Origin of the sequence: Pseudomonas sp. Y24-6 (assembly GCF_020295325.1) — a bacterium.
In the GTDB taxonomy this organism is placed as follows: Bacteria; Pseudomonadota; Gammaproteobacteria; order Pseudomonadales; family Pseudomonadaceae; genus Aquipseudomonas; species Aquipseudomonas gregormendelii.
In genome coordinates, this window is record NZ_JACBXG010000002.1 from 537,630 (window position 1) to 563,631 (window position 26,002).

At 58.9% G+C, this 26,002-nt stretch carries 31 protein-coding genes; 12 read left to right on the forward strand and 19 right to left on the reverse strand.

Annotated features, from left to right (window positions below):
* Positions 1-108 precede the first annotated feature (108 nt).
* From HYI44_RS06190 to HYI44_RS06200, 3 genes are all read left to right on the forward strand, one after another.
* Positions 109-1,116 (forward strand): methionine ABC transporter ATP-binding protein, encoded by a 1,008-nt coding sequence (locus tag HYI44_RS06190; protein ID WP_225568965.1) that lies wholly within the window; start codon positions 109-111, stop codon positions 1,114-1,116.
* Positions 1,116-1,790 carry a methionine ABC transporter permease gene (locus HYI44_RS06195; RefSeq protein ID WP_045059106.1) on the forward strand — a complete coding sequence of 225 codons (675 nt, stop codon included), beginning with the start codon at positions 1,116-1,118 and terminating at the stop codon, positions 1,788-1,790. Before HYI44_RS06190 ends, HYI44_RS06195 begins: the two co-directional genes overlap by 1 nt.
* A gap of 80 nt (positions 1,791-1,870) precedes the next feature.
* On the forward strand, positions 1,871-2,641 hold the full coding sequence (locus HYI44_RS06200; RefSeq protein WP_225568966.1) for a MetQ/NlpA family ABC transporter substrate-binding protein: 771 nt from the start codon (positions 1,871-1,873) through the stop codon (positions 2,639-2,641).
* 117 nt (positions 2,642-2,758) lie between these two features.
* Here the strand turns inward: HYI44_RS06200 and HYI44_RS06205 are convergent, their stop codons facing one another.
* From HYI44_RS06205 to HYI44_RS06225, 5 genes are read right to left on the reverse strand one after another with little or no spacing between them, the layout of a single operon-like run.
* Positions 2,759-3,394: an SCO family protein gene (locus tag HYI44_RS06205; RefSeq protein WP_045059104.1), complete on the reverse strand. Its 636-nt coding sequence runs from the start codon at positions 3,392-3,394 to the stop codon at positions 2,759-2,761.
* Positions 3,391-4,290 carry a heme o synthase gene (cyoE, locus tag HYI44_RS06210; RefSeq protein ID WP_225568967.1) on the reverse strand — a complete coding sequence of 300 codons (900 nt, stop codon included), beginning with the start codon at positions 4,288-4,290 and terminating at the stop codon, positions 3,391-3,393. The genes HYI44_RS06205 and cyoE overlap by 4 nt, the downstream gene beginning before the upstream one ends.
* Positions 4,278-5,357: a COX15/CtaA family protein gene (locus HYI44_RS06215; RefSeq protein ID WP_225568968.1), complete on the reverse strand. Its 1,080-nt coding sequence runs from the start codon at positions 5,355-5,357 to the stop codon at positions 4,278-4,280. Before HYI44_RS06215 ends, cyoE begins: the two co-directional genes overlap by 13 nt.
* Before the next feature lie 10 nt (positions 5,358-5,367).
* Positions 5,368-5,961 carry a hypothetical protein gene (locus tag HYI44_RS06220; RefSeq protein ID WP_122841276.1) on the reverse strand — a complete coding sequence of 198 codons (594 nt, stop codon included), beginning with the start codon at positions 5,959-5,961 and terminating at the stop codon, positions 5,368-5,370.
* Positions 5,927-6,667: an SURF1 family protein gene (locus HYI44_RS06225; RefSeq protein WP_225568969.1), complete on the reverse strand. Its 741-nt coding sequence runs from the start codon at positions 6,665-6,667 to the stop codon at positions 5,927-5,929. The genes HYI44_RS06220 and HYI44_RS06225 overlap by 35 nt, the downstream gene beginning before the upstream one ends.
* A gap of 70 nt (positions 6,668-6,737) precedes the next feature.
* Here HYI44_RS06225 and HYI44_RS06230 point away from each other — a divergent pair, with 70 nt between their 5' ends.
* A complete protein-coding gene (locus HYI44_RS06230) occupies positions 6,738-6,941 on the forward strand; it encodes a twin transmembrane helix small protein (protein WP_008064738.1) in 204 nt (67 codons plus the stop codon).
* 4 nt (positions 6,942-6,945) lie between these two features.
* Here the strand turns inward: HYI44_RS06230 and HYI44_RS06235 are convergent, their stop codons facing one another.
* The 4 genes from HYI44_RS06235 to coxB form a co-directional block, all read right to left on the reverse strand.
* Positions 6,946-7,833 carry a cytochrome c oxidase subunit 3 gene (locus tag HYI44_RS06235; RefSeq protein ID WP_122840866.1) on the reverse strand — a complete coding sequence of 296 codons (888 nt, stop codon included), beginning with the start codon at positions 7,831-7,833 and terminating at the stop codon, positions 6,946-6,948.
* Positions 7,834-7,858: 25 nt separating this feature from the next.
* A complete protein-coding gene (locus HYI44_RS06240) occupies positions 7,859-8,410 on the reverse strand; it encodes a cytochrome c oxidase assembly protein (RefSeq protein WP_045059099.1) in 552 nt (183 codons plus the stop codon).
* A 78-nt stretch (positions 8,411-8,488) separates the two neighbouring features.
* Positions 8,489-10,075 (reverse strand): cytochrome c oxidase subunit I, encoded by a 1,587-nt coding sequence (ctaD, locus tag HYI44_RS06245; protein ID WP_034149470.1) that lies wholly within the window; start codon positions 10,073-10,075, stop codon positions 8,489-8,491.
* Positions 10,076-10,157: 82 nt separating this feature from the next.
* Positions 10,158-11,285 carry a cytochrome c oxidase subunit II gene (gene coxB / locus HYI44_RS06250; protein WP_225568970.1) on the reverse strand — a complete coding sequence of 376 codons (1,128 nt, stop codon included), beginning with the start codon at positions 11,283-11,285 and terminating at the stop codon, positions 10,158-10,160.
* Positions 11,286-11,653: 368 nt separating this feature from the next.
* Between coxB and HYI44_RS06255 the strand changes: the two genes are divergently transcribed.
* Positions 11,654-12,304, forward strand: a complete 651-nt coding sequence (locus HYI44_RS06255) for a hypothetical protein (protein ID WP_225568971.1) — start codon at positions 11,654-11,656, stop codon at positions 12,302-12,304.
* A 92-nt stretch (positions 12,305-12,396) separates the two neighbouring features.
* Here the strand turns inward: HYI44_RS06255 and HYI44_RS06260 are convergent, their stop codons facing one another.
* From HYI44_RS06260 to HYI44_RS06270, 3 genes are all read right to left on the reverse strand, one after another.
* A complete protein-coding gene (locus HYI44_RS06260) occupies positions 12,397-13,926 on the reverse strand; it encodes a SulP family inorganic anion transporter (protein ID WP_122840863.1) in 1,530 nt (509 codons plus the stop codon).
* A gap of 90 nt (positions 13,927-14,016) precedes the next feature.
* Positions 14,017-14,748 carry a carbonic anhydrase gene (locus tag HYI44_RS06265; protein WP_045059094.1) on the reverse strand — a complete coding sequence of 244 codons (732 nt, stop codon included), beginning with the start codon at positions 14,746-14,748 and terminating at the stop codon, positions 14,017-14,019.
* A gap of 242 nt (positions 14,749-14,990) precedes the next feature.
* Positions 14,991-16,049: a PA0069 family radical SAM protein gene (locus HYI44_RS06270; RefSeq protein ID WP_225568972.1), complete on the reverse strand. Its 1,059-nt coding sequence runs from the start codon at positions 16,047-16,049 to the stop codon at positions 14,991-14,993.
* A gap of 200 nt (positions 16,050-16,249) precedes the next feature.
* Here HYI44_RS06270 and HYI44_RS06275 point away from each other — a divergent pair, with 200 nt between their 5' ends.
* Together HYI44_RS06275 and HYI44_RS06280 are read left to right on the forward strand one after the other, a co-directional pair.
* The gene (locus tag HYI44_RS06275) at positions 16,250-16,555 is read left to right on the forward strand and encodes a hypothetical protein (protein WP_225568973.1); all 306 of its coding nucleotides are present in this window, start codon (positions 16,250-16,252) and stop codon (positions 16,553-16,555) included.
* 186 nt (positions 16,556-16,741) lie between these two features.
* Positions 16,742-17,389 carry a tyrosine-protein phosphatase gene (locus tag HYI44_RS06280; RefSeq protein ID WP_225568974.1) on the forward strand — a complete coding sequence of 216 codons (648 nt, stop codon included), beginning with the start codon at positions 16,742-16,744 and terminating at the stop codon, positions 17,387-17,389.
* A 60-nt stretch (positions 17,390-17,449) separates the two neighbouring features.
* Here the strand turns inward: HYI44_RS06280 and HYI44_RS06285 are convergent, their stop codons facing one another.
* Together HYI44_RS06285 and prlC are read right to left on the reverse strand one after the other, a co-directional pair.
* Entirely contained in the window at positions 17,450-17,737 is a 288-nt protein-coding gene (locus HYI44_RS06285; RefSeq protein ID WP_122840858.1) for a YheV family putative zinc ribbon protein, read from the reverse strand.
* Positions 17,734-19,812, reverse strand: a complete 2,079-nt coding sequence (gene prlC / locus HYI44_RS06290) for an oligopeptidase A (RefSeq protein ID WP_225568975.1) — start codon at positions 19,810-19,812, stop codon at positions 17,734-17,736. Before prlC ends, HYI44_RS06285 begins: the two co-directional genes overlap by 4 nt.
* Before the next feature lie 62 nt (positions 19,813-19,874).
* Here prlC and HYI44_RS06295 point away from each other — a divergent pair, with 62 nt between their 5' ends.
* Positions 19,875-20,420 carry a gamma carbonic anhydrase family protein gene (locus tag HYI44_RS06295; RefSeq protein WP_122840857.1) on the forward strand — a complete coding sequence of 182 codons (546 nt, stop codon included), beginning with the start codon at positions 19,875-19,877 and terminating at the stop codon, positions 20,418-20,420.
* A 27-nt stretch (positions 20,421-20,447) separates the two neighbouring features.
* Entirely contained in the window at positions 20,448-21,098 is a 651-nt protein-coding gene (locus HYI44_RS06300) for an HAD family hydrolase (protein ID WP_225568976.1), read from the forward strand.
* Between the two features lie 63 nt (positions 21,099-21,161).
* Here HYI44_RS06300 and HYI44_RS06305 read toward each other — a convergent pair whose 3' ends face one another.
* Positions 21,162-22,238, reverse strand: a complete 1,077-nt coding sequence (locus tag HYI44_RS06305; protein ID WP_225568977.1) for an aminopeptidase — start codon at positions 22,236-22,238, stop codon at positions 21,162-21,164.
* A gap of 60 nt (positions 22,239-22,298) precedes the next feature.
* Here HYI44_RS06305 and HYI44_RS06310 point away from each other — a divergent pair, with 60 nt between their 5' ends.
* Both HYI44_RS06310 and HYI44_RS06315 read left to right on the forward strand, forming a co-directional pair.
* On the forward strand, positions 22,299-22,721 hold the full coding sequence (locus HYI44_RS06310; RefSeq protein ID WP_122840854.1) for a hypothetical protein: 423 nt from the start codon (positions 22,299-22,301) through the stop codon (positions 22,719-22,721).
* A gap of 40 nt (positions 22,722-22,761) precedes the next feature.
* Entirely contained in the window at positions 22,762-23,181 is a 420-nt protein-coding gene (locus HYI44_RS06315; RefSeq protein ID WP_201147186.1) for a hypothetical protein, read from the forward strand.
* Between the two features lie 6 nt (positions 23,182-23,187).
* Here the strand turns inward: HYI44_RS06315 and HYI44_RS06320 are convergent, their stop codons facing one another.
* Entirely contained in the window at positions 23,188-23,427 is a 240-nt protein-coding gene (locus HYI44_RS06320) for a DUF1161 domain-containing protein (protein WP_045059084.1), read from the reverse strand.
* A gap of 175 nt (positions 23,428-23,602) precedes the next feature.
* The gene (locus tag HYI44_RS06325; RefSeq protein WP_122840852.1) at positions 23,603-24,034 is read right to left on the reverse strand and encodes an OsmC family protein; all 432 of its coding nucleotides are present in this window, start codon (positions 24,032-24,034) and stop codon (positions 23,603-23,605) included.
* Between the two features lie 244 nt (positions 24,035-24,278).
* Between HYI44_RS06325 and HYI44_RS06330 the strand changes: the two genes are divergently transcribed.
* Positions 24,279-25,280 (forward strand): LLM class flavin-dependent oxidoreductase, encoded by a 1,002-nt coding sequence (locus HYI44_RS06330; protein WP_225568978.1) that lies wholly within the window; start codon positions 24,279-24,281, stop codon positions 25,278-25,280.
* A gap of 65 nt (positions 25,281-25,345) precedes the next feature.
* Here HYI44_RS06330 and HYI44_RS06335 read toward each other — a convergent pair whose 3' ends face one another.
* Together HYI44_RS06335 and HYI44_RS06340 are read right to left on the reverse strand one after the other, a co-directional pair.
* Complete coding sequence (locus HYI44_RS06335; RefSeq protein WP_045059081.1) at positions 25,346-25,567, reverse strand: DUF1161 domain-containing protein; 222 nt, start codon at positions 25,565-25,567, stop codon at positions 25,346-25,348.
* A 122-nt stretch (positions 25,568-25,689) separates the two neighbouring features.
* A complete protein-coding gene (locus HYI44_RS06340) occupies positions 25,690-25,905 on the reverse strand; it encodes a dodecin (protein ID WP_045059080.1) in 216 nt (71 codons plus the stop codon).
* Between the last annotated feature and the right edge of the window lie 97 nt (positions 25,906-26,002).

A 26,002-nucleotide genomic window follows, 5' to 3' on the forward strand; every position in this document is an offset into this window, starting at 1 on the left:
CGCTGGTTGAATGCGAAATAAATGCTAAGAACCTCTATACGGACAGGCTAAAATGCGCGCCCGGCTAACCGCTGATCCTTTTCCAACGCGCCCCACAAGGTTCGCTACGTGATCGAGTTTCAAAACGTCCATAAAACCTACCGCGTCGCCGGTAAGGAAATTCCCGCCCTGCACCCGACCAGTCTGACGATTGAGAACGGCCAGGTGTTTGGCCTGATCGGCCACTCCGGTGCGGGCAAAAGTACTCTGCTGCGCCTGATCAATCGGCTGGAGAATTCCACTGGCGGCAAGATCTTCGTCGACGGCGAAGAAGTCACTGCGCTCGACGCCAGCAGCCTGCGACGCTTCCGCCAACAGGTCGGGATGATTTTCCAGCACTTCAATCTGCTGGCCTCCAAGACCGTGGCCGATAACGTCGCGCTGCCCCTGACTCTGGCCGGCGAGCTGTCGCGCAGCGAGATCGACCAGCGCGTGGCCGAATTGCTGGCGCGGGTCGGGCTGTCCGATCACGCCAAAAAATACCCGGCTCAGTTGTCTGGTGGGCAGAAGCAGCGCGTTGGCATCGCCCGCGCCCTGGCCACCAAGCCGAAAATCCTGTTGTGCGACGAGGCCACCAGCGCCCTGGACCCGCAAACCACTGCGTCGGTCCTGCAGTTGCTGGCTGAGATCAATCGCGAGTTGAAGCTGACCATCGTGCTGATTACTCACGAAATGGACGTGATTCGTCGGGTCTGCGACCAGGTGGCGGTAATGGACGCTGGTGTGATCGTCGAGCAGGGCTCGGTTGCCGATGTGTTCCTGCATCCCAAGCACCCGACGACCAAGCGCTTTGTGCAGGAAGACGAGCAGATCGATGAAAGTGAACAACGCGACGACTTCGCTCATGTCCCAGGCCGCATCGTGCGTCTGACATTCCAGGGCGAAGCGACCTATGCGCCTTTACTGGGTACTGTCGCTCGCGAAACGGGTGTGGACTACAGCATCCTCGCCGGCCGCATCGACCGCATCAAAGACGTCCCTTATGGGCAACTCACTCTGGCCGTCACCGGTGGCGACATGGAGGCGGCATTTGCCCGCTTCACCGCGGCTGACGTTCACATGGAGGTGCTGCGCTAATGGAAGCCCTGACAAGTTTCTTCTCCAACATCGACTGGTTCGAAATCTGGCTGGCCACTGGCGACACGCTGCTGATGCTCGGCGGTTCGCTGCTGTTCACCGTGCTGTTGGGCCTGCCCCTGGGTGTGCTGCTGTTCCTGTGCAGCCCGCGTCAACTGCTCGAAGCCAAGGGGCTGTACGCCCTGCTGTCGCTGGTGGTGAATATCCTGCGTTCGCTGCCCTTCATCATCCTGTTGATCGTGATGATTCCTTTCACAGTGCTGATCACCGGCACCTCCCTGGGTGTAGGCGGTGCGATTCCGCCGCTGGTCGTGGGCGCCACGCCGTTTTTCGCGCGACTGGTGGAAACCGCCTTGCGTGAAGTGGATCGCGGCATCATCGAGGCGACCCAGGCCATGGGTGCGACCACTCGGCAGATCATCACCAATGCCCTTCTGCCGGAAGCCCGTCCGGGCATCTTCGCAGCGATTACAGTGACAGCGATTACACTGGTGTCCTACACGGCAATGGCCGGTGTCGTCGGCGCTGGCGGCCTGGGTGACCTGGCGATCCGTTTCGGCTATCAACGTTTCCAGACCGATGTGATGGTGGTGACTGTGGTGTTGCTGTTGGTGCTGGTCCAGGTGCTGCAAACCGTTGGTGACAAATTGGTTGTGCATTTTTCCCGCAAATAAATACTCTCGTCTTTTTGCAAATGAGCCGGCCATTCGCTGGCAGGCGCCGCATAACTGGCGCCTCACATGGAGTTAGCTGAATGAAAAAACTACTTGTCGCATTCGCCGCCGTTGCTGCGTTCTCTGCCCAGGCGGACACCCTGACCGTTGCCGCCACGCCAGTCCCGCACGCAGAGATTCTCGAATTCATCAAGCCAGCCTTGGCCAAGGACGGCGTGGACCTGAAGGTCAAGGTATTCACCGACTATGTCCAGCCCAACGTGCAAGTGGCCGAGAAGCGCCTGGACGCCAACTTCTTCCAGCACCAGCCATACCTGGATGAGTTCAACAAGGCCAAGGGCACCAACCTGGTCGCCATTGCCGGCGTGCACCTGGAACCACTGGGCGCCTATTCCAGCAAATACAAAACCCTGGCCGACTTGCCAGGCGGCGCCAACGTGGTAATCCCCAACGACGCCACCAATGGCGGTCGCGCCCTGTTGCTGCTGCAGAAGGCTGGGCTGATCAAGTTGAAGGATTCGAACAACATCCTGTCGAGCGTCAAGGACATCACCGAGAATTCCAAGGACCTGAAATTCCGCGAACTGGAAGCGGCGACCATCCCGCGCGTGCTGACCCAGGTCGACCTGGCGCTGATCAACACCAACTACGCGCTGGAGGCCAAGCTCGATCCGTCCAAGGACGCGCTGGTCATCGAAGGCAACGACTCGCCCTACGTGAACATTCTGGTGGCCCGTCCGGACGACAAGGACAGCGAAGACATGAAGAAACTGGTCGCGGCCCTGCACAGCCCGGAAGTCAAAGCTTTCATCCTGGAGAAGTACAAAGGCGCGGTATTGCCAGCGTTCTGATCTAGCGGCCAAAAGCAAAAGATCGCAGCCTTCGTCAGCGCCTGCACAAGCATCGGTATCGACCCGATTACGTAGGAGCTGCCGCAGGCTGCGATCTTTTTTTGTGCCTGAAAAAAACTATTGGCGTTTGAGCATCACTGGCAACTGCGCCACCAGCTTCACATTATTCAACGGCGCCCGAATAAACCCGCGCTGCGTTCCATCCGGGCCAATCACCGCCAGGTTGCCGCTGTGATCCACCGTGTAGTTTGGCTTGGTGGTATCTGCCGGGATGAACGGGATGCTCACCGCATTGGCGAATTTTTGCAGGTCGGCGATCGAGGTCGGCGTCAAGCCGATGAACTGCGGGTCGAAGTAGCCCAGGTACTGCTTGAGCTGCTTGGGCGTGTCGCGATTGGGGTCGACACTGACCAGGATGATCTGCAGCTTGTCCACCACGTCCGCCGGCAACTCACTCTTGATCTGGCGCAGTTGGGCGAGGGTGGTCGGGCAGATGTCCGGGCAGAAGGTGTAGCCGAAGAACAGCAGTGACCATTTGTCTTTCAACTCGTCGACCGCCACCGGCTTGCCATCCTGGTCGGTCATGGTCAGATCCGGCAGGTTGCGGCTTTGCGGCAGCAGGATGATGCCGGCGTCGATCAACTCTGTCGGGTCCCCCTGGCCTTTGCCAGACAGCACTTTATTGATGGTCAGGCCCAGCACAAGCGCGATCAGGGCGACGAGGATGAATACGGTTTTCTGGGTTCGAGTCATAGGTTCAACAGTAAGTAGTGGTCTACGAGCAGCGCGATAAACAGCAGGAACAAGTACCAGATAGAGTACTTGAAGGTGTTGATCGCCGCGTGCGGCCGAGTGCCACGGTACAACACCACGGCCCATTGCAGAAACCTCGCGCCCAGGACGAGCGCGCAGGCCAGGTAGAGCAGGCCGCTCATGTGGATCACGTAAGGCATCAGGCTGACGGCCAGCAACGCGAAGGTGTAAAGCAGGATGTGCACCTTGGTGTAGTGCTCGCCGTGGGTCACGGGCAGCATCGGGATGTCGGCCTTGGCGTATTCCTCCTTGCGGTGTATCGCCAGCGCCCAGAAGTGCGGCGGGGTCCAGGCGAATATGATCAGGACTAGCAGCAGCGGTTCGGCGCTGATATGGCCGGTTGCAGCGGTCCAGCCAAGCAGCGGAGGCGCGGCACCGGCCAATCCGCCGATGACGATGTTTTGTGGAGTCGCGCGCTTGAGGAAACCGGTGTAGACCACCGCGTAGCCCAGCAGGGAGGCCAGGGTCAGCCAGGCGGTCAACGGGTTGGTGAACGTCAACAGCAGGGCCTGGCCGAGCACGGCCAGCACCAGGGCAAAGGTCAGCGCGGCGGCCGGTGAAACCCTTCCTTCGGCCAGGGGCCGTTTGTGTGTGCGGGCCATGACTGCATCAATGCGCCGATCCACCACATGGTTGACCGCCGCCGCGCCGCCGGCACACAACGCAATCCCCAGGTTACCGAAGATCAGCACCGTCCAGGGCACCCCGGCGCGGGTCGCGAGGAACATGCCGACCAGTGAGGTGATCAGCATCAGCACCACCACTTTCGGCTTGGTCAGCTCCAGATAATCACGCCAGATCGCCTGACTGTGACGTTCGCCGATCAGAGTCGCCATGGCATCTCTCCTTTTATTGTTATGGGCCCGGCTGAATGTTTACGCGGGCTGAACCGCCAGCGTGCAGGGAATTGCTGTTTGACCCGAACCAGGCTGGTTCGCGCGTGATAATTGACCAGCACCAACGTCAGCAGCAGTGCTGCGCCGCCGGCGTTATGCGCGACGGCCACCGGCAATGGCAGGTGGAACAGCACGTTGCTGATGCCCAGGGTGATCTGGGCGGCGAGCGCGACCAGCACCAGCCCCGCCAGCCGGGTCATGCCGACGATCTTGAGTTGCCACGCCAGGCCGAGCAATACAAGGGTTACCAGCAACGCGCCGATTCGGTGGGTCAGGTGAATCGCGGTGCGGGCATCGCTGTCCAGTTGTCCACCCAGGTAGTTCGGGCCGATGTGTTGTGTGAGGTGAAAGCCGTTGGCAAAATCAGCCGGCGGCAGCCATTGCCCGTGGCAGGTCGGGAAGTCGATGCAGGCTACGGCGGCATAGTTCGAACTGACCCAGCCTCCAAGGGCGATCTGCCCGATCACCAGCAGCAAACCAGCGGTTGCCCAGTGCTGCAGGCGTCGTGGCACGGTCAGTGCCGGCAAAACCCCGGACAGGCGCAAGGTCAGGAGAAACAACAGGCTCAAGGTGGCAAAGCCGCCGAGTAGATGCCCCGTGACCACTTGCGGCCAGAGCTTGAGCGTCACGGTCCACATGCCAAACGCGGCCTGGGCGATCACCACGGCCAACAAAAACAACGGCAACTTCACCGGTTGCCCCGGGTGCCGACGATGCACCCACGCACGGCCGGCCAGTACGGCAATCAGCAGCCCAAGGGTGCCGGCAAAGTACCGATGGATCATCTCGTTCCAGCCTTTATGGGCTTCGACGGGCGTGTCGGGGAAATGCAATTCGGCATGGGCCAGCTGGGCCTCGCTTTTTGGCACGCTGATGAAGCCATAGCAGCCCGGCCAGTCCGGACAGCCAAGGCCGGCGTGGGTCAGGCGGGTATAGGCGCCGAGCAACACCACTATCAGTGCCAGCAGGGTGGCAAACAGCGCGAGGCGAAATCCAGGTTTGGCCATGACGATGCCCTTATCCGATGTTCGACAGTTTCAGCAGGTGGCGCAGGTCGTTGAGCAGGTCCTTGCCCTTGACGGTCGGGTCGTAGCGCAGCACCAGATTGCCGTGGGGGTCGATGATCCACAGCTGCGGCACGGCGTGGTCACCAGTGGTCTTGCTGAACGTGGTCAGGTCCATGGGATAACGTTGCAGTTGTGGGTATTCGCGGGCGAGCTTGGCTTCGTACTCGCTGTTGAGCGGCTGCGCGGCGGCCAGGGCGTGACTGGCCCGTGATGCATCGCGGGAGAGGCCGATCTGCACCTGGCGCGCCAGGTACACCAGCTGCTGGCAGTCAACCGAGCAGTCTTTGGGTGCAGTCACCAGTATTTGCCAGCGTTGCTCCTGAGCCTGCACGCCAAGGTCGGCGCGGGTCTGGCCATTGCCGATGAGTTCGCCGTGATAGCTGCGCCCCTCCGGCACCCAGAACTGCAGTTTGTACATGCCGGTGGCGAGGATCATCGGACCGATCACTCCAAGCAGAATCAGCAGCAGCTGCAAACGGCCTTTGCGCCGACTTGCCGGCGACTTCGCTTCAGACATGCTGGGTGGATTCATGGCCGCTCCCATGGTGTTTCTCCTTTGCGTTGTGCCAGCCGAGGTAGATGAACAGGCCGAGCAGGGCGATCGACATGGCGAACCACTGCACGGCATAAGCGATGTGTTTTTCTGGCCCCATGGCGACCACCGGCCAATCGGCCTGGTAGGTCCCGGGACCCGGTTCTGCACGTAATTCGTAAGGGAAACCATCACGCTCCAATGCTGCCCAGAGCTTCGCCGGCTCAACCGCTGTCACCAGTTGCGGCCAGGTGGTGGTGGCCGGGTCGGCGTGAAGCTGGAAAGTAACGCCCGGAGCAACGTAGACCCAGGCGGTGAGGTTCAATACTTCGCCTGGCGTGGTGAATTGCGCGGGGATGCGCCGGTCCGGCCAGGGCAGCCAACCGCGATTGACCAGCAGCCATTGGCCGCTGGCTTGATCCTGAAACGGCTGCAGCAACTCGACCCCGACCTTGCCGTCCCGTTGGCGGTTATCCAGCAGCAGGCTGTGCGCGGCATCGAACTGGCCACGCAGCACGACCCGGCGGAAGGCAGGATCCTCAGTGTGCTGTAATGCAGTGCTGGCCATTGGTTGCGCCACCCGGCGCTCGGCATAACTGTTCAGCAGCGCGCTTTTTTCCGCGCCGCGATTCAGTTGCCAGAAACCGAGCGAGACCAGCAGTGGCAGCAACAAGGCCACCACCAAACTCGGCACGATACCTGGCCGGAAGCGCTTCATGACGTCGCCAGAATGTCGATAGTCGCGATAGCTATACTCAAGTGCATCGCATTTCCCCTGGAGTCTCACCATGCTCAAAGCAGCCATCGTCCTGATGCTGATTGCCACGGTTGTCAGCCTGTTCAGCGGCCTGTTTTTTCTGGTCAAGGACGACAGCAGCTCGAACCGTCTCGTCATTGCCTTGAGTGTTCGTGTAGCCCTGGCCGCCATCACCGTCGGCTTGATCGCCTGGGGATTCTTCAGCGGCCAGCTGGTGTCTCACGCGCCTTGGTGATGCCTCAAAGTACGTAGACGAAGACGAACAAACCGATCCACACCACGTCCACGAAGTGCCAATACCAGCTCGCCGCTTCGAAGCCGAACTGATGCTCGTTGTCGAAGTGCCCGCGCATCACCCGCATCAGCATCACGAACAGGATTATCGTGCCCATGGTCACGTGGGCGCCGTGGAATCCGGTGAGCATGAAGAACGTCGCGCCGTAGATGCCCGAACCCAGTGTCAGGCCCAGTTCCTTGTAAGCGTGGATGTATTCTTCAGCCTGGAAAAAGAGGAACGCGCAGCCCAGCAGCACGGTAATCGCCAGCCAGATTTTCAGCGCGCCGCGATGGCCCTTCTTCAAGGCGTGGTGGGCGATGGTGACGGTCACGCTGGAACTCACCAACAACACCGTATTGAGCAACGGCAGGCCCCATGGGCTGATGACGTCTTTGGGTGGCGGAAACAGTTTCGAGTCAGGGTTGTTCAGCAACGGCCAGACGAACTCAAAGTTGGGCCAGAGCATGTGAGCTATGCCTTTGGCGCCTTCTCCGCCGAGCGCGGGACCCGAGACTTGCCGTACATAGAACAGTGCACCGAAGAAGGCGATGAAAAACATCACCTCCGAAAAGATGAACCAGCTCATGCCCCAACGAAATGAACGGTCCATCTGCGCGCTGTACAAGCCGCTGCGACTTTCCTTGATCACCGTACCGAACCAGCCGAACAGCATGTACGCCACCAGCAGGCCGCCGACGAAAAAGATCAGCGGGCCGTGGGATTCCGGGCGCGCAGCTTTCAGGTCGTTGAACCAGGTGGCCAGGCCGAACACGGTGACGAACATGCCGACCGTGGCGATGATCGGCCACTTGCTCTGGGAAGGTACGTAATAGTGCTCATGAGTTGCCATTTATTGTTCTCCTTATCGGGCACGCTCAGCCGCCAGTGTTTACAGCTACCGGGGGATGTCGGGCGGTGATATCGAACAGCGTGTAGGACAGCGTCAGGTGCTTCACATCCTTGGGCATGTCACGGTCAACAATGAAACGTACCGGCATCTCGATCCGTTCACCGGGCTGCAGCACTTGCTGGGTAAAGCAGAAACATTCGGTTTTGTGGAAGTACGCTGCCGCAGCGCTGGGCGCGATGCTGGGCACGGCCTGGGCGCTCATCGGGCGATCGGTAGGGTTGTGGGCGATGAAAATCATCTCGTTCACCGCACCGGGGTTGGCGGTCAACTCATCGTGCTTGGGATAGAAGTCCCAGGACATGTCGGCGGAGTTGGTCGACAGGAACTGCACGCGTACCTGGCGAGACAGATCCACCGTCTGTTCACCTTCGTACTGTCCGGAAGTTTTGCCATTGATGCCGAATGCCTTGCACATCACGTCGTAGATGGGCACCAGGGCAAACCCGAAGACGAACATTGCCACCACCACCATCAGCAGGCGGGTGACCAGTTTTTTCATCGAAATCGAGTCAGCCATGATTCCAACTCCATACCGAGACCCCTGTGGGAGCTGGCAAGCCAGCTCCCACAGGAATTCGCGCAAGGCCGAGGGTGTTCATTTCACTTCCGGCGGTGTGGTGAAGGTGTGATAAGGCGCCGGTGACGGGATGCTCCACTCCAGGCCCTCCGCGCCATCCCATGGCTTGGCCGGTGCGGGTGGGCCGCCGCGAATCGTCTTGATCACGATGAACAGGAAGAACAGCTGAGTGGTGCCGAACATGAATGCACCAATCGACGACACCATGTTGAAGTCGGCGAACTGCAGGTTGTAGTCCGGAATCCGCCGCGGCATGCCTGCCAGCCCCACGAAGTGCATTGGGAAGAAGGCCATGTTCATGCCGATGAACGAGAGCCAGAAGTGCAGCTTGCCGAGGGTTTCGTCATACATGTGGCCGGTCCATTTCGGCAGCCAGTAATAAGCCGAGGCGAAGATCCCGAAGATCGCCCCTGGCACCAGCACGTAGTGGAAATGCGCAACCACGAAGTAGGTGTCCTGGTACTGGAAGTCCGCCGGAGCGATGGCCAGCATCAAGCCGGAGAAGCCGCCAATGGAGAACAGGATCACGAACGCCACGGCGAACAACATCGGCGTCTCGAAGGTCAGCGAGCCTTGCCACATGGTGCTGGCCCAGTTGAACACCTTGACCCCGGTCGGTACCGCGATCAGCAGCGTGGCGTACATGAAGAACAACTCGCCGACCAGCGGAATGCCGACCACGAACATGTGGTGCGCCCAGACGATGAACGACAGGAACGCGATGCTCGCCGTGGCGTAGACCATCGAGGTGTAACCGAACAGGGGCTTGCGTGAAAAGGTCGGGATGATCGAGCTGACGGCACCGAAGGCCGGCAGAATCATGATGTATACCTCGGGATGCCCGAAGAACCAGAACACGTGCTGGAACAACACCGGATCACCGCCCCCGGCCGCACTGAAGAAGCTGGTGCCGAAGTGGATGTCCATCAGCATCATCGTCACGCAACCGGCCAGCACCGGCATCACCGCAATCAGCAGGAACGCGGTGATCAGCCAGGTCCAGACGAACAGCGGCATTTTCATCAACGTCATGCCAGGGGCGCGCAGGTTGAGGATGGTGGCGATCACATTGATCGCGCCCATGATCGAGCTGATCCCCATCAGGTGGATGGCGAAGATGAAGAAGGTCACGCTTTCCGGTGCATAAGTTGTCGACAGCGGGGCGTAGAACGTCCAGCCGAAGTTAGGTCCGCCGCCGGGCGTGAACAGGGTCGATACCAGCAGGATGAACGCAGCTGGCAATAGCCAGAAGCTGAAGTTGTTCATCCGCGGCAGCGCCATGTCCGGCGCGCCGATCATCAGCGGGATCATCCAGTTGGCCAGCCCGACAAATGCCGGCATCACCGCACCGAAGACCATCACCAGGCCGTGCATGGTGGTCATCTGGTTGAAGAATTCCGGCTGGACGATCTGCAGGCCCGGCTGGAACAGTTCGGCGCGAATCACCATCGCGAACGAACCACCGAGCAGGAACATGGAAAACGCGAACCACAGGTACAGTGTGCCGATGTCCTTGTGGTTAGTGGTCAGCACCCAGCGCATCAGGCCTTTGGCGGGGCCGTGGGCGTGGTCGGCATGACCATGGTCATCGATGACGGCGCTCATGGCGTGTCTCCTGCAAACAGATGGGCTGGGCAGGCCGGGGCACGCTGCCCCGACCGGTTCCTTGGGTACGCAATAGACCGGGTCATTTGCTTTCCGCCTGTTTCAGCTCCAGCACTTCTTTTGGCGTGACCATGTCGCCTTTATTGTTGCCCCAGGCGTTACGCTCGTAAGTCACGACTGCTGCGATGTCGACTTCCGAGAGCTGCTTGCCGAACGCTGCCATGGCGGTGCCTGGTTTGCCATGGAAGACAATGCCCAAGTGCCCTTCTTTCGGTCCGGTGGCGATTTTCGAACCTTTGAGTGCCGGGAACATTGGCGGCAGGCCCTGGCCTTCGGCCTGGTGACAGGCTACGCACGCGGTGTGATAGACCTTGTCGCCGCGTTCCTTGAGTTCATCGAGCGTCCATTCCTTGCTGGTCAGCTCCTTGAGCTGCGCCGCTTCAGCCTTGCGTTCGCCCAGCCATTTTTCGTAGTCGGCCTTTTCCTTCACCTCGACCACGATCGGCATGAAACCGTGGTCCTTGCCGCACAGCTCGGCGCATTGGCCGCGGTAGATGCCGGGCTTGTCGATACGGGTCCAGGCTTCGTTGACGAAACCCGGAATGGCATCGCGCTTGACCGCAAAGGCGGGCACCCACCAGGAGTGGATAACGTCGGCGGAGGTCACCAGGAAACGCACCTTGGCGCCAATCGGCAGCACCAGCGGCTTGTCGACTTCGAGCAAATAGTGCTCGCCCTTGGTTTCCTTGTTGTGGATCTGCTCGGCGGGGGTGGCCAGGTTGCTGAAGAACTCGACGTCCTGGCCCAGGTATTTGTAATGCCACTTCCACTGATAACCGGTGACCTGGATATCGATATCCGGCTCACTGGTGTCGTACATCTTGATCAGGGTTGCAGTCGCGGGAACCGCCATGGCCACCAGGATCAGGAAGGGCACGATGGTCCAGAGGATTTCTACGGTCGTACTTTCATGAAATTTTGCGGCCACCTGCCCGGTTGAGCGGCGGTGGAGGATCATCGACCAGAACATGGCGCCGAAGACGATGATGCCGATCACTACACAGATCCAGAAAATGGTCATGTGCAGGTCAAATACTGCGTGACTGATTTCAGTCGCTCCAGGCGCCATATTCACAGTCCAGGCCGCTTGCGCCTGACTGAAAATCGACCACAACAGGAGGCCCATCCAGACGTGTGGATGTCGCATCATTGCGGGTTCCCCTTATCGTTCTTGTTATCCCGCCGGCTTTCACCAGTGGCAAGGGAGCGGCTTTTCAGACTACGAACTTGATTGCCGGGCCTTGCTGCGTGTGCAGTCGGGCGTCATCAGCTAACTCCATTCCAACCCGAGTATAGACAGCGACTGAGACCTCGCAATGCGATGGGGTAAATGAACTGGGACAGGACGCACTTGCGCTCAAGGGCACGAATGGAGAAGGATGCAGACGAGTGGTGGCAAATGGATATAACTTTGATGTCTTAAGGGTGAAATAATTATGACAAATGCGTCTGAAGAATTTTCCTGCGCCAGCTAAGTTATGTCTTCCCTATTTCTTTGCCTTGTTTCCTGGAGTTTTCATGAACACCGCCGCATTGCGCGAGCAGATCCAAAAAGCCCAACAGCACGAAGCCGAGACTGGCTTGCTGACGCGTCAGCTGGAAAGCAAACTGCCACATCTGCACCCGTCCATCCAGCTGCCGGAGACGGACGCCAAGGGTGTGCTCACTCGTTTTGTTGCCGCCTACATTGACGAGGTGCCTGACCTGCTGGATGCAGCCAACGAAGTGGCCAAGGAAGCGGGTATCCAGTCGCAGATCACACCGGTGTTGAAAATCGCCGAGCAGTATTTCCTCCAGCCGCCCGCCATCATGGCCGGCCACATCGGGCTCGACAGCCTGCTGGATGAAGCCTACCTGGCGCATCGCTTTGTCGAAGAGGTCAATGACCTGTACATCAAGCATCTTGGCCAGCCCTTGATCCCATTGGACATGACTGTTGCCAACCTGATCGCCCACCAGTTGATCGGTGAGGAATTTGCCAACCAGCTGGACGAGGCCGTGCATCACGCGCTTGACGAAATGCTCGACGACCAGAGTTTTGCGCTGGAGTCGGTTGAAGCCTATCGCGAGAAGCTCAGCAGCCCGGACACGGGCGCTGCGTGGAAACGCTGGCCATGCATGTCGCGCCGGTTAGGCGTGGGCCTGGACCTGGATCAGCCGGCGGCTTAACCGTAATACTTGAAAGATCGCAGCCTCCGGCAGCCCCTACGGAATGCACACAGGTCCAATGTAGGAGCTGCCGAAGGCTGCGATCTTTTGCTTTAGACCCCTGCAGACCCTACGCCAGTAGTGGTCCGTAAACGCCCTTCCAGCCTGCGCTTCAACCCACGGGCCTCGATCAGCAGCTTCGAACCCTTCGCCGCATTCGCTCGTCCCCACTCTTCAAGTAGTTCCAGGCACGAGTGATCGATGTAGCTCAGGTTATTGAGCGGCACGTGCACAGTCGCGCCCGGCGGAATAGTCCCCAGCACCTGCGTCAGCGCCGGTACCTTCAGAAAGGTCGCGGCACCGCTCAGGCGCAACTCCATCTCGCCATCGGCAGGCAGGTCGATCAGGCTGATCTTCAAGCGCGAAGCTTTCCACGCCAGCTTCGCCAGCGTCAGGCCAAAGCCGATCAACACGCCAGTCAGCAGGTCGGTGAAGACAATCGCCAATGCGGTCGCCGCGTAGGTGAACATCGGCATCCTGCCGTAACGCCCCAAGCCGCGAAACGCCTTGAGGTCGACCAGTTTGAACCCGGTGTAAACCAGAACGCCCGCCAGGCTCGCTACCGGAATGCTCTGCAGCACACTGGAGAGCAACAGGACGAAAGCCAGCAACCACAGCCCGTGGAAAACCGTCGACAGTCGCGTGGTCGCGCCGGCTTGCACGTTGGCCGAGCTGCGCACGATCACGCCGGTCATTGGCAACGCACCCAGCAGGCCGCAGAGCATGTTGCCCACACCTTGGGCAGACAGCTCCCGATCGAAGTCAGAGCGCTGGCCACTGTGCATGCGGTCGACGGCGGCGGCGGAGAGCAAGGTTTCGGCGCTGGCGATAAATGCCACGGCAAACGCGGCGATCAGCAGGGTGGGGTCGGCCAGGTTCAGCAAGTCCGCCGGCTTCAGCCAGTCGATCGCTTCCGCGAGGTTAGCAGGGACTTCCACTCGTTTGACCTGCAAGGCCAACACCAGGCTGGCCCCGGTTGCCAGCCCTACGCCGAGCAAGGCGCCAGGTATGAAGCGCAGGGAATGCGGACGAAATTTTTCCCACAGCCACATCACTGCAATCGTCCCCAGGCCGAGCAAGCCAGCCTGCCAGCCAACCGATGGCAAAGCTTGCGCAACGGCTGCGGGGAAGGCGGACAGGTTGTCCAGGCCGGATGGTTTGGGCACGGCGTCGAGCATCACATGCACTTGTGACAACACGATCAGCACGCCAATGCCTGCGAGCATGCCGTAGACCACGGCGGGTGCCGTCACCCGAAACCAGCAGCCCAGTTTCAACCGGCCGGCCACCAGTTGCAGAAAACCCGCTAACAGCAGGATCGGCCCCAGCATGGCAATGCCATGCTGACGCACGAGTTCGAAGACGAGTACCGCAAGCCCGGCGGCAGGACCACTGACTTGCAAGGGGGAGCCGGCGAGCCAGCCTACAACCAGGCCGCCGATGATCCCGGTGATCAGGCCTTTGGCGGGTGGCAGGCCGGAAGCGATGGCGATGCCCATGCACAAGGGCAGGGCCACCAGAAATACGACCACCGAAGCCAGCAGCTCCCGCGGCAGTGCAGCTTTGAGTTGCGCAGCACGCATGTTGATTCTCCCGACATTTCTTCAGGCGTGGCAAAGCCAGGCTGCTTATTCAGCGGCCTCGGCTTTGCTACACAGGGGGTTTAGGAGGCGTTAGAAGCGCGCTTTGGGCGTCGCCACCGGGATCGGATGGCTGCCATCCAATGGCAGGAAACAACCTTTGTCCGCGTCGTAAGCTTTTATTTCACTGGTTTCGATGTTGTAGACCCAGCCATGGATGAACAGTTGGCCGTTGGCCATGCGCGAAGCCACGGATGGGTGCGTGCGCAGGTGCTGGAGTTGCGCGATCACGTTCTCTTCAGTGAGGACATGCATGCTTTCGTTTTCGTCGGCGCAGTTGCAGTTCTCATGGACCATGGTTTTCGCAACTTCTGCGTGCCGCAGCCAGGCTTTGACCGTCGGCATTTTCTCCAGGCTGTCGGGGTTCAGCACTGCGCGCATGGCGCCGCAGTCGGAATGTCCGCAGATGATGATGTGCTGCACACCCAGCGCCAGCACCGCATATTCGATGGCAGTGGAAACGCCGCCGTTCATTTGCCCATAAGGTGGCACGACGTTGCCTACGTTACGGGTCACAAACAGATCGCCGGGCGCGCTTTGAGTAATCAGTTCAGGAACGATGCGCGAGTCGGCGCAAGCGATGAACATTGCCCGGGGACTCTGTGCCGTCGCGAGCTTTTTGAAGAGTTCTTCCTGCTGGGGGAAGACGTCGTGATGAAAATGCAAGAAGCCATCAACGATATGCTGCAGCGCTGCATCGGCAGACTCCGCTTCGGGTTGGGCGGAAGCCGACGCAGCCAGCGGCTGTTTATCCTTGTCACTCATAAATTCATCCTCTTGGGCGGAGTCGGGGAATTGTCCCGTGTTGTCCGATGTGAAGCCAGTGGCTGTTAAAAACATCCAGGCCAAGAAATCTCGACCCGTCAGTCACTCGATGAACAAGGTAGCCCGCGAAACTTAACTCAAACTGAATCAACCGCTCTAGAACATGTGTTCCAGGTCACAAAAAACGTGACTGGTGTGGTGGCCAGATGCTTTGTCCCGCTTCAACAATAGGCTAATTCTCCCTAAATCAGCGACATTTGGCGACCCGGGGGACAGAAGGCACTGCAGTCCAGATCAAAACCTTCCCGACGATTGAGCCCCAGGCGTTTGATGGTCTTGGCGAAGCGCTGCGCCAGCAAGTCGGCAAAGGGGCCTTCGCCGCGCATTCGAGCGCCGAATCGACTGTCGTACAGCTCCCCCCCACGGCTTTGGCGGATCAGGCTCAATACATGCGCAGCCCGCTGAGGATAATGCGCGGCCAGCCATTCCTCGAATAGCGGTGCCACCTCCAGAGGCAGGCGCAACATCATGTAGGCGGCACTCTGGGCACCGGCTGCCTGCGCTTCGGTGAGCAGGCTTTCGAGTTCGCTGTCGTTGATCATTGGAATCATCGGCGAACACAGCACCCCTACAGGAATACCGGCGTCACGCATCACACGGATTGCCCGCAGCCGGGCCTTCGGTGCTGCTGCGCGGGGCTCGAGAATGCGCTTGAGCTCATCGTCCAGCGTGGTCAGGCTGATCATCACCGCCACCAGCCGCTGCCGGGCGAGTTCGGTCAACAGGTCCAGGTCTCGAAGAATCAGCGAACCCTTGGTGATGATGGTGACCGGATGGCGGTAGCGCAGCAAAACTTCAAGGGTTTTTCGGGTAATCCCGTGTTCGCGTTCGATCGGCTGGTACGGGTCGGTGTTGGAGCCCAGGTTGATGGGCGCACACTGATAGCCCCGTCGTGACAGCTGTTCTTCCAGCACGTCGGCGGCATTGGTCTTGGCGATCAGCCGGGTTTCGAAATCGAGTCCGGGCGACATGTCCCAATACGCATGGCTGGGCCGGGCATAGCAGTAAATGCAACCGTGTTCACACCCGCGGTAAGGGTTGATCGAGCGATCGAAGGGCAGGTCTGGCGAGGTGTTACGGGTGATGATGGTCTTCGCCGTTTCGAAGCGTACTTCCGTGCCTTGGGTGAGCGGTACTTCCTGGTACCAACCGTCGTCCTCGGCGACCGAACGATTCGGCGCAAAACGATTGTGCGGGTTGGTGGCGGTGCCCCGGCCACGCGGCGGAAGTGAAGTAGCCATCGAAAGCGCCTCTTAGACTGTATGCCCATACAGTATATGGCGATGGCGCGTTCGGCCAGTGCCATTGGGCGCCTGCCCATGATTGAGTGGTTCAGGTCATCTTGAGAAATATATCGCGGCTGGCGTGATCAGCAGCACTGTCAGTATGCTCCTGGTTCACGGAAAGTGTTCATGCCCCAATTATTAAAAGGATTTAATAAATGTCTTTCTACAACCAGCGCGGCATCTTTCTTCAATTGCTGAGGCCTTCAGTCGTAAGTCCGATGGAAGTTCGGGTGTCCATGCAGTTCGCGACAAAAGAGGAGGGCTATCATCCCGTTAATGGCGATAGAGTCGACTATCTCTTGAAGTGCATTCATCGTGAAGCCGTATCGAACGATGGCGCGGTAACCTTCACCATGGGCCCAGCCCACTGCGATCTGGATGGCGACGGCGATTTTGATCCGCAGGATAAGGCCATTCTTCTGGCATTGGCTAAAGCGTATTCAAAAATCGTTAACCCCTGATGTAAGCATTACGCTGTTCTAACTTTATAAAACGAATACTTGTCGAGCGGGTTCGCTGACTTTCGGCGCGAATCTTTGCGCCGTTGTTTTTCATTCACGGTTCTTTGACAAATGCCTCACATATCATTGACTGGTCGGCAGTGAAACTGTGGTCAATTATCCACATCTGCCCATGGTCGTTCGAGCATGTTCCCACCCGGTTTTTCACCTGCTGCACTTTTATGCTTGCTGGCCGCCATTTTCGGTTGCTCGTACGCTCATGCCGAAGACACGGGGTCGACGCGTCCGGAAGAATGGGCGCAACCGGTGGAAATTCGGTACAACCTGTTTCAGATGACCCCGACGCTATACCGCAGCGCGTTGCCAGATCGAGAGGCACTGCCCCTACTGGGACGGCTCAAGGTAGCCACGGTCATTAACTTCCTGCCCGAGCCAGATTTGGGCTGGTTGTCGTCACCTGGAGTCACCCAGGTACAACTGCCGTATCGGACTAATCACGTCGATGATGCAGATGTATTGAAGGCGCTTCGAACTATCCGCGATGCAGAAAGCAAGGGACCTGTGCTGATGCACTGCAAGCATGGCTCCGATCGTACCGGTTTGATGGCGGCGATGTATCGAGTCGTCATCCAGGGATGGAGCAAGGAGGAGGCCCTGGATGAAATGACCCAAGGCGGCTTCGGAGACAATTCCCATTACCGCGATGGTGTGCGTTACATCCTGCAAGCCGATACCGGCAAACTGCGTACCGCATTGGCCAATGGTGATTGCAGCACCAGCCCTTTCGCAGCTTGCTCGATGAAGAGTTGGCTCAAGTCGGCAAATGTTGAATAAACGCGCGCTGGGGGAGCAGTGCCACCCCATTCCCATTCACGGGTAAAGGGTGGCGGTAACTCATTGTGGCTCGTCAGGCTTCTTTTTTAATTTTGGATTCGGGAAAAACTGCACCGCCTGAACTTTCGCGTCCGCGACTTTCAGTGCTGAAGTGTTGACCCGGGTGCCCAATTCCTTGGGCACTGACAAACCTTGTTCATTGAGGGTGTCGGCATAACCGCAAGCCACACATTCTCGATGGGGAACGTCGTTTTCGCTCCACATCATCAGCTTGTCCGGCTCGCTACAAGCCGGGCAAACTGCGCCGGCGATGAAGCGTCTCTTGGTAATCACAGGCCCCTCGCTCATGCTGCTGCGTCCTCACCCAGGCCGCTGTGGCGCAAGAGTGCGTCAATCGATGGCTCACGGCCACGGAAGTCGACGAACAGCACCATAGGCTCCTGGGAACCGCCGCGTGCCAGGATCGCCTCGCGGAAGGCGCGACCGGTTTGTTCATTGAGTACGCCGTCTTCTTCAAATTTGGAGAAAGCGTCGGCGGACAACACTTCAGCCCACTTGTAGCTGTAGTAACCCGCCGCGTATCCGCCGGCGAAGATGTGCGCGAAGCTGTTGGGGAAGCGGTTGTAGGCCGGTGGACGCATCACCGAGACTTCGTCACGCACCCCTTCGAGTACTTGCAGTACGCTGCGGCCATCACCGTGGGTGGCGTGCAGCTCGAAATCGAACAGCGAGAACTCCAGTTGACGGACCATCATCAGCCCGGACTGGAAGTTTTTCGCGGCCAGCATTTTTTCCAGCAGGTCCTGAGGCAACGGTTCGCCGGTCTCGTAGTGACCCGAGATTAATGCCAGCCCTTGGGGCTCCCAGCACCAGTTCTCCATGAACTGGCTTGGCAGTTCGACCGCATCCCAGGCCACACCGTTGATGCCGGATACGCCGGCGTGTTCGACGCGGGTCAGCAGGTGGTGCAGGCCGTGGCCGAATTCGTGGAACAGCGTGGTCACTTCATCGTGGGTCAACAGGGCTGGTTTGCCACTGTCGGCTGGCGTGAAGTTGCACACCAGGTTGGCCACGGGACTCTGCAGCAAACCGCCAGCGGTGCGACGACGATCTCGGGCGCCGTCCATCCAGGCTCCGCCGCGCTTGTTGGCGCGGGCATACAGGTCAAAGAAGAACCGGCCCACGTGCTGACCATTTTCCTTGATCTCGAACAGGCGTACATCCGGGTGCCAGGTGTCGAAACCTTTCTGCTCGGCGATCTCGATGCCGTATAGACGCTGCACGATAGCGAACAAGCCGCTGAGTACTTTATCGATCGGGAAATAGGCGCGAAGTGTTTCCTGGGCAACGCTGTAACGTTGCTCGCGCAGTTTTTCCCCATAGAAACCGCTGTCCCAGCTTTGCAGGTCCGGGCAGCCTTGTTCGGCGGCGTAAGCCTTGAGCTGTTCGAGGTCCTGGGCAGCGAAAGGCTTGCTGCGCTTGGCCAGGTCGCGCAGGAAGCTGATGACCTGGTCGCTGGACTCGGCCATTTTGGTGGCCAGGCTCAGTTCTGAAAAGCTGGCGAAGCCCAGCAGTTTGGCGAGCTCCTGGCGCAGGTCGAGGATTTCTTCCATGACCGGGCCGTTATCGTTCTGGCCAGCATTTGGGCCCTGGTCCGAAGCACGGGTGCAGTAGGCGGCGTAGACTTCTTCACGCAGGGCGCGGTCGTGGGCGTAGGTCATCACTGCGTAGTAGCTCGGGAACTCCAGGCTGATCAGCCAGCCATCGAGCCCCTTGGCCTGCGCGGCGGCGGCCATCTGCGCCTTGGCGGAATCCGTCAGGCCGGCCAGGCTGGCCTCATCGGTGACGTGCTTGGTCCACGCCTGGGTGGCGTCAAGCAACTGGTTGGAGAAGCGGCTGCCCAGCTCCGACAGCTTGCTCTGTACATCAGCGTAACGCTTCTGCTCGGCTTCCGGCAGGTCGATACCCGACAGACGGAAGTCGCGTAGCGAGTGTTCCAGGATCGTTTTCTGAGCAACGTCGAATCCTTCAGCTTCCGGGCTGTTGGCCAATGCTTCGAAGGCCTGGAACAGCTCGCGATTCTGGCCCATCTCGGTGGAGTAGGCGCTCAAGGCTGGCAGGCAGGACTCGTAGGCTTCGCGCAATTCAGCGCTGTTGCACACCGCATTCAGGTGGCTGACAGGGCTCCAGGCGGCGCCCAGGCGATCGTTCAATTCGTCCATCGCCAACACCAGGCCGGCCCAGGTGGGTTGTTTGCCCTGGGTCTTGAGGATCTCGATAATGGCGGCGCGGTTATCCGCCAGGATCTGTTCAATGGCCGGTTGCACGTGCTCGGCACGGATCGCGGAGAACGGCGGCAGGTCATAGGACTGCAAAAGAGGGTTGTTCACGCTCACGGTTGGCACCTTGGCTGGAAGAAACATTGCCCCATCTTAATTACAATCGACGCCGACCGCAGCTATCAGCAACAGAGAGAGAGCCTATCGTGACGCTTCGCAAGTATCAGAACCACACGCCATCACTGGACAAGGGCGCTTTTGTCGACAGTTCGGCGGTGGTTATCGGTGACGTCGAAATCGGCGAAGACAGTTCCGTCTGGCCGCTCACGGTGATTCGTGGCGACATGCACCGCATCCGCATTGGTGCGCGTACCAGTGTCCAGGATGGCTGCGTGCTGCACATCACCCATGCCGGCCCATTTAATCCTGATGGCTTCCCGTTGCTGATCGGCGACGACGTGACCATCGCGCACAAGGTCATGCTTCACGGGTGCAGTGTGGGCAGCCGGGTATTGATTGGCATGGGCAGTATTGTCATGGACGGTGCGGTGGTCGAGGACGATGTGATCATCGGTGCAGGCAGCCTGGTGCCGCCTGGAAAACGTCTGGAAAGCGGTTTTCTTTATGTAGGCAGCCCGGTGAAGCAGGTTCGTGAGCTGACTGACAAGGAACGCGCTTTTTTCACTTACAGCGCGGCGAACTACGTGAAGCTCAAGGACCTGCACCTGGCTGAAGGCTACGACCAGCTCTGACCCGGCACACTCAACTCAGGATTGCACATGCATTACCAGAACGTTTTGTTCGACCTTGATGGCACGCTGACCGACCCTCGCGAGGGCATCACCCGCTCGATTCAGTTCGCCTTGGCCAAACTGGGGATCGACGAGCCCGACCTTTCCCGGCTTGAACACTTTATTGGTCCGCCATTGCTGCAGGCCTTCATGCAGTTTTACGACTTCGACGAGCCCAAGGCCTGGGAGGCGGTGAATTTTTACCGTGAGCGCTTCAAGGTCACCGGATTGTATGAAAACAGGGTCTTCGACGGGGTTACACCTCTGCTGGAAACCCTCGGCGGGCAGGGCCGCCAGCTGTATATCGCGACCTCCAAACCATGGATTTTCGCCCGTGAGATTGCCCGGCATTTTGATTTCGCCAAACATTTCAAGGTGATCTACGGCAGTGAACTGGACGGTACCCGCACCAATAAGGTCGAGCTGCTTGCTCACCTGATGGCCGAAGAAGGTCTGGACCCGACCACCACCCTGATGATCGGCGACCGCAAGCACGACCTCATCGGCGCGCGCAGCAACGGTCTGGATGCGGCTGCGGTGGGGTATGGTTTTGGCAGCCGTGAGGAGCTGAGTGCACAAAGCCCTGCTTATCATTTCGAAACGCTGGATGAGCTGCATCAGGCGTTTTTGCGGGGCTAAACAGTACGCCATCGCTGTAAAGGCTTGCCCGCGATGGCGTACTTGCAGCGCAGCTGCAAATTCTCATGGTCCTGCCAACACCTTCAGCGCCGCCTTGCGCTCTGCCACCGGCAGTGCTCCGAGTTTTTCTGCGGCCGCATAAAAAGCAGGCCAGTCCCCATGCGCCTGTCGGAACAGCGCCTCGAACGCCGGCACCCATTGGTCATACAAGCCGAATGGCAGCAGCCGGGCGTTGTTCAGCGGGGCGTTGAACCAGGCGTCATAACGTTTGTCTCCTGCCCACTGGCTGTCACGGACACTGCGGTATTGAGCGCGTAACCGTTCAAATTCCGCCGCCTTGCGCTGGCGCATTTGGTCAGGTGGCAGAGGCAGGGCGTAGAGCTGTTCGAGTCGCGACCGGGTCGCCAGTACCAGTTCGATGAATTGATCACGTTGCCGGGCTTGTGCGCCGTTATCCGGAGGCAGGCGACGCAAGGCGCGCCATTGCCTGGTGCCTTCCTGCTCCACGAATGTCGCAAAGGACTCGTTGAATTCGGTGTCGTCTTTGACATAAAGACGTTGATGGGCGAGCTCATGGAAGATCAACGTTGCCAGCCGCTCGTCGCCCCAATTCATCATGGAGCTGATGATTGGATCGTTGAACCAGCCGAGCGTCGAATAGGCCTCGACGCCGCCAATCGAAACGTCCATACCTTGCAGTCGCTGCAAGGCAGCCTCGCCGCGGGCTGCACCCTGGCTGTAGTAACCGCGATAGGCCACGCAGCCGGCAATCGGAAAGCAGTGATTTTGCGCTGCCAGGGAAAACTCAGGTGTGGCAAAGACGTTCCAGACCACAAACGGGCGACCGATGTCGGCATACAGGCGGTAACTCTGGTTGTCCGGCAGGCGCAGATGATCGCTGGCAAACGAGCGGGCCTTTTGCGACTGGGTCAGATGCGCGCGTAGCTGCTGGTCGCGCCGGGGATCGGCGATCACTTCGGACACAGGCTCCCGAGAGCGCAACAGCTGCAACTGTCCGCTGGCCAATTGGCTGTAATAGCTGACGCTGGCGCAGCCATTGAGCAACAAAAGCAGCACACCCGGAAACAAAATGCGTAAAACGCGATCAAGTAACCCATGGCTTGGAAAAGGCCTGATCAAAATGAAATTATTCCTGGAAAGTCTGCCCGCAAGACTATCCCGCCGCACTGGAGCTCCGCTATGCGCAAATTGATGCTGACGGGCGGCCTGTTGATGCTGACAGGCTGTGCTGGATTCGGATTGCCTCATCACGATCCATCCCAGGCCTGGGTCGACCTCGACTCGCAGCAGGAAGACACCGCGCTGCAAGCATTGCAGGTCGATGCCAAAGCTTCCACAGACAAGCGTTACTTCGAGGTTGAGCCCGGCAGCCACGAATTGACCGTGCGTTATCAGTTCCCGGTCGACCCTGCCAACATCGGTCCTGACGCCGAGCCGTTGTGGCGCGATTGCCAACTGCATGTGAAATTCAAGGATTTCAACGCCGGCGAACGTTATCAGCTGCAAGCGGGCAACATCGGCTTCAGGCCATGGGCCAAACTCTACGATCAACAGCGCAAAGTCGTAGGCCAAGGCGCACCGGCAGGCTGCCAGCGTACTTGATCGGCGCTATGCTGAATGTCTACGCCCTAGGACATTTATCATGCGCAGGTTGCTGCTATTGCTCGCCGCCAGTGTCGTCGCCGGTTGCCAAAGCCCGATGCCAGCCATCAATCCGCAGATGGCGTGGGTAGACTTCGCGACGCCGAGTCCTGGTGGCAAGTTGCTGATGGCCGAGCGCCTGGATAAGCAGCGGTTGCGCGATGGCCGCTTTTTCCAGGTCGCCCCGGGCAGCCATGAACTGCTGGTACGTTTCGACTTCGAGGTATTTGGCGGCGGCGGGAGCCTGATGACCGGGCCGGTAGAGCGCCTGTGTTACCTGACCATCAACTACGACCATTTCGAGGCTGGCCAGCGTTATCTGCTGGAGGCCCGGAATCTGGCGTTCACCCCCAGCGCCAGGTTGTATAACGCCAAGCGCGAGATCGTGGCCGAGGACCGGGAGGTCAACTGCCTGATGTAAGTCGGATCAGTTATCGTTCTTTTGGTACACGATGGCTTTGGTGCCGTTTTCGCAGGTCCCCACAACCATGGCCACGTCATGCTTCTCGGCTTCTTCCCGGGACACGATTTCAAGCGTGTAGGAAGGCACTGCATTGGCCTGGATCTTGATTTCGATCTCTTTCCTGAGTTCTTCGCAATCCTTGGGCGCCGCCATGGCCGAAGTCGCCAGTGCACCGCAGATGATCGCCAAGGCAAAACGTTTCATGTGAAGCTCCTTTTCTGGCAGCGCGCACGGTCGTGCGCTAGAGCTGCTGTCATTTATTCGACCACAGTTTGACCTGGCTGGTTTTGTTTCAGGACAAAAAAGATCGCAGCCCATGGTCACTTTTACCTGGGTAAAAGCGACTGCAGGCTGCGATCATTGTCACGCCTGGGCCAATTTAGCCGACCAGGGTCGCATCCAGAGTAATCTTGGCATTCAGCACTTTGGACACTGGGCAGCCTTCTTTGGCCTTATTGCTCAATTCTTCGAACTGCTCCTGAGTGGCGCCCGGGATCTTCGCCTTCAGGATCAATTTCACCGCCGTGATCGCAAACCCTCCATCAACCTGGTCCAGGGTCACTTCGGCATTGGTATCGATGCTGTCAGCCTTGAGCCCGGCATCGCCGAGGATCATCGAAAAGGCCATGGAAAAACAACCTGCGTGGGCCGCGCCGATCAATTCTTCCGGATTGGTACCTTTACCGCCTTCGAAACGGGCCTTGAAGCCATAGGGGGCTTCGCGCAGTACGCCGGTTTCCGTGGAAATCGAGCCGATACCGGTTTTCAGGTCACCTTCCCAATGAGCCGATGCTTTCTTTGTGATAGCCATGTCTGCCTCCTCAAGATCGGGCGCGAATCGTCGCGCCTTCGTGGTTTTCGGTTGCTAGGGTTCTGAGGATAGACGCAGGTGCAAAGTTCACCCGATCTGAAAAGTCCTACCATTTTCGTAGGTTTTTTTGCCTTGGCTATTGAAACTCGGGTATATGCCCTCATTGCATGAAACACGCTTATGGATTCGGCAGGTTTTCGTTCGCAAGAAAAAACCTGCTCCCCCCGATTGGAGAAGCAGGTTTATGAAACGATTGACCGACGTAAAGTTTTCTACCCTGGACCTTGTACCTGTAAGGGAAAACGGCAGTGTGGCCCAGTCCCTGCGCAATTCCCTCGACCTGGCACAGCATGTCGAAAAACTCGGCTACAACCGCTTTTGGGTGGCCGAACACCACAACATGGACGGCATCGCCAGTTCGGCCACCTCGGTTTTGCTGGGTTACCTGGCAGGTGGTACCTCGACCATTCGTGTCGGTTCCGGCGGCGTGATGCTGCCCAACCACGCGCCTCTGGTGATTGCCGAACAGTTCGGCACTCTGGAAAGTCTTTACCCCGGCCGTATCGACCTCGGTCTGGGGCGTGCGCCCGGTTCCGATCAAATGACCGCCCGCGCGCTGCGGCGGGAACGCTCCGGCAGCGCCGACGATTTCCCGTCTGACGTGGCGGAGCTGATGCGCTACCTGGGGCCCCGCACGCCGGATCAACGGATCATCGCCATGCCTGGCACGGGCACAAATGTTCCGGTGTGGCTGCTGGGTTCAAGCCTGTTCAGTGCGCAACTGGCCGGTGAACGCGGTTTGCCCTACGCCTTCGCTTCCCATTTCGCACCGCGCTTCATGCATGAGGCGATTCGCGTCTATCGCAATCATTTCAAGCCTTCTGCGGTGCTGGACAAGCCATACGTGATGCTGGGCGTGCCATTGGTGACTGCCGATACCGACGAGCAAGCCGATTACCTGGCGACGTCGGTCTACCAGCGAATCCTCGCGCTGATGCGTGGCCAGAGCCTTGTGCAGCGTCCACCGGTTAAAACCATGGACGGTCTGTGGTTGCCCCATGAGAAGGAGGCGGTGGCTGATTTCCTCGGCCTGGCGATGGTTGGCAGCCCGCAGAAAATTCGCGCCAAACTGGAGGTGCTGATCGAGCAAACCCAGGCGGATGAGCTGATCTTCACCTGCGACCTGTATGAACATGCCGATCGCGTGCATTCCTACGAGCTGTTGGCGCAGGTCATGAAAGGCTGACACTCAGACGCCAGGCGTAAAAAAGCCGACGCCATTGCGTCGGCTTTGAGTGCGGCGCAACCCGCTTACTTCTTGTAGACGATTTCCTTGGCGCCACCTTCGCAGGTGCCAACGACCTGGCCGCCAGCCGCAGCGCCTTTATCGACAATTTCCAGCGAGTAACCAGAAACGCCCTTGGCATCGAGCTTCGCGGCGATTTCGGCTTTGAGCTCTTCGCACGGTTTGCCAGCTGCGAATGCTGTACCGGCGAGGCTCAGCAGACCTACCGCCAAAATAAACTTCTTCATCGGATGCATTCTCTGGTCGGATAATAGGGGCACCCAAGTTTCACAGGGGTGCACTCATGTAGCGCTTTTGCCATTCCCTATGGCATTCGGCCAGCGCGCAAGTTCAGAAGACTAGCTCAAACTCAGCTGCTGGCAATCCGGAAGCCGACCTTGAGTGTTACCTGAAAATGCGCGGCCCGACCATTCTCGATATGCCCACGGGTCTCGGTCACTTCAAACCATTCCAGGTGCTTGATGGTCTTGCTTGCTTCGGCCAGTGCGTTGTTGATCGCGTCTTCGATGCTGGTGGCAGATGAGCCGACCAGTTCGACTTTTTTGTACGTATGGTGATCAGTCATGGCGTTCTCCTTGGGGTATGAAATACAGACTAGCAGTGAATTTTCGTATTACTTCTGTCGGTCAACTCGATACAGAAGTTCAGATTTACTGCACTTT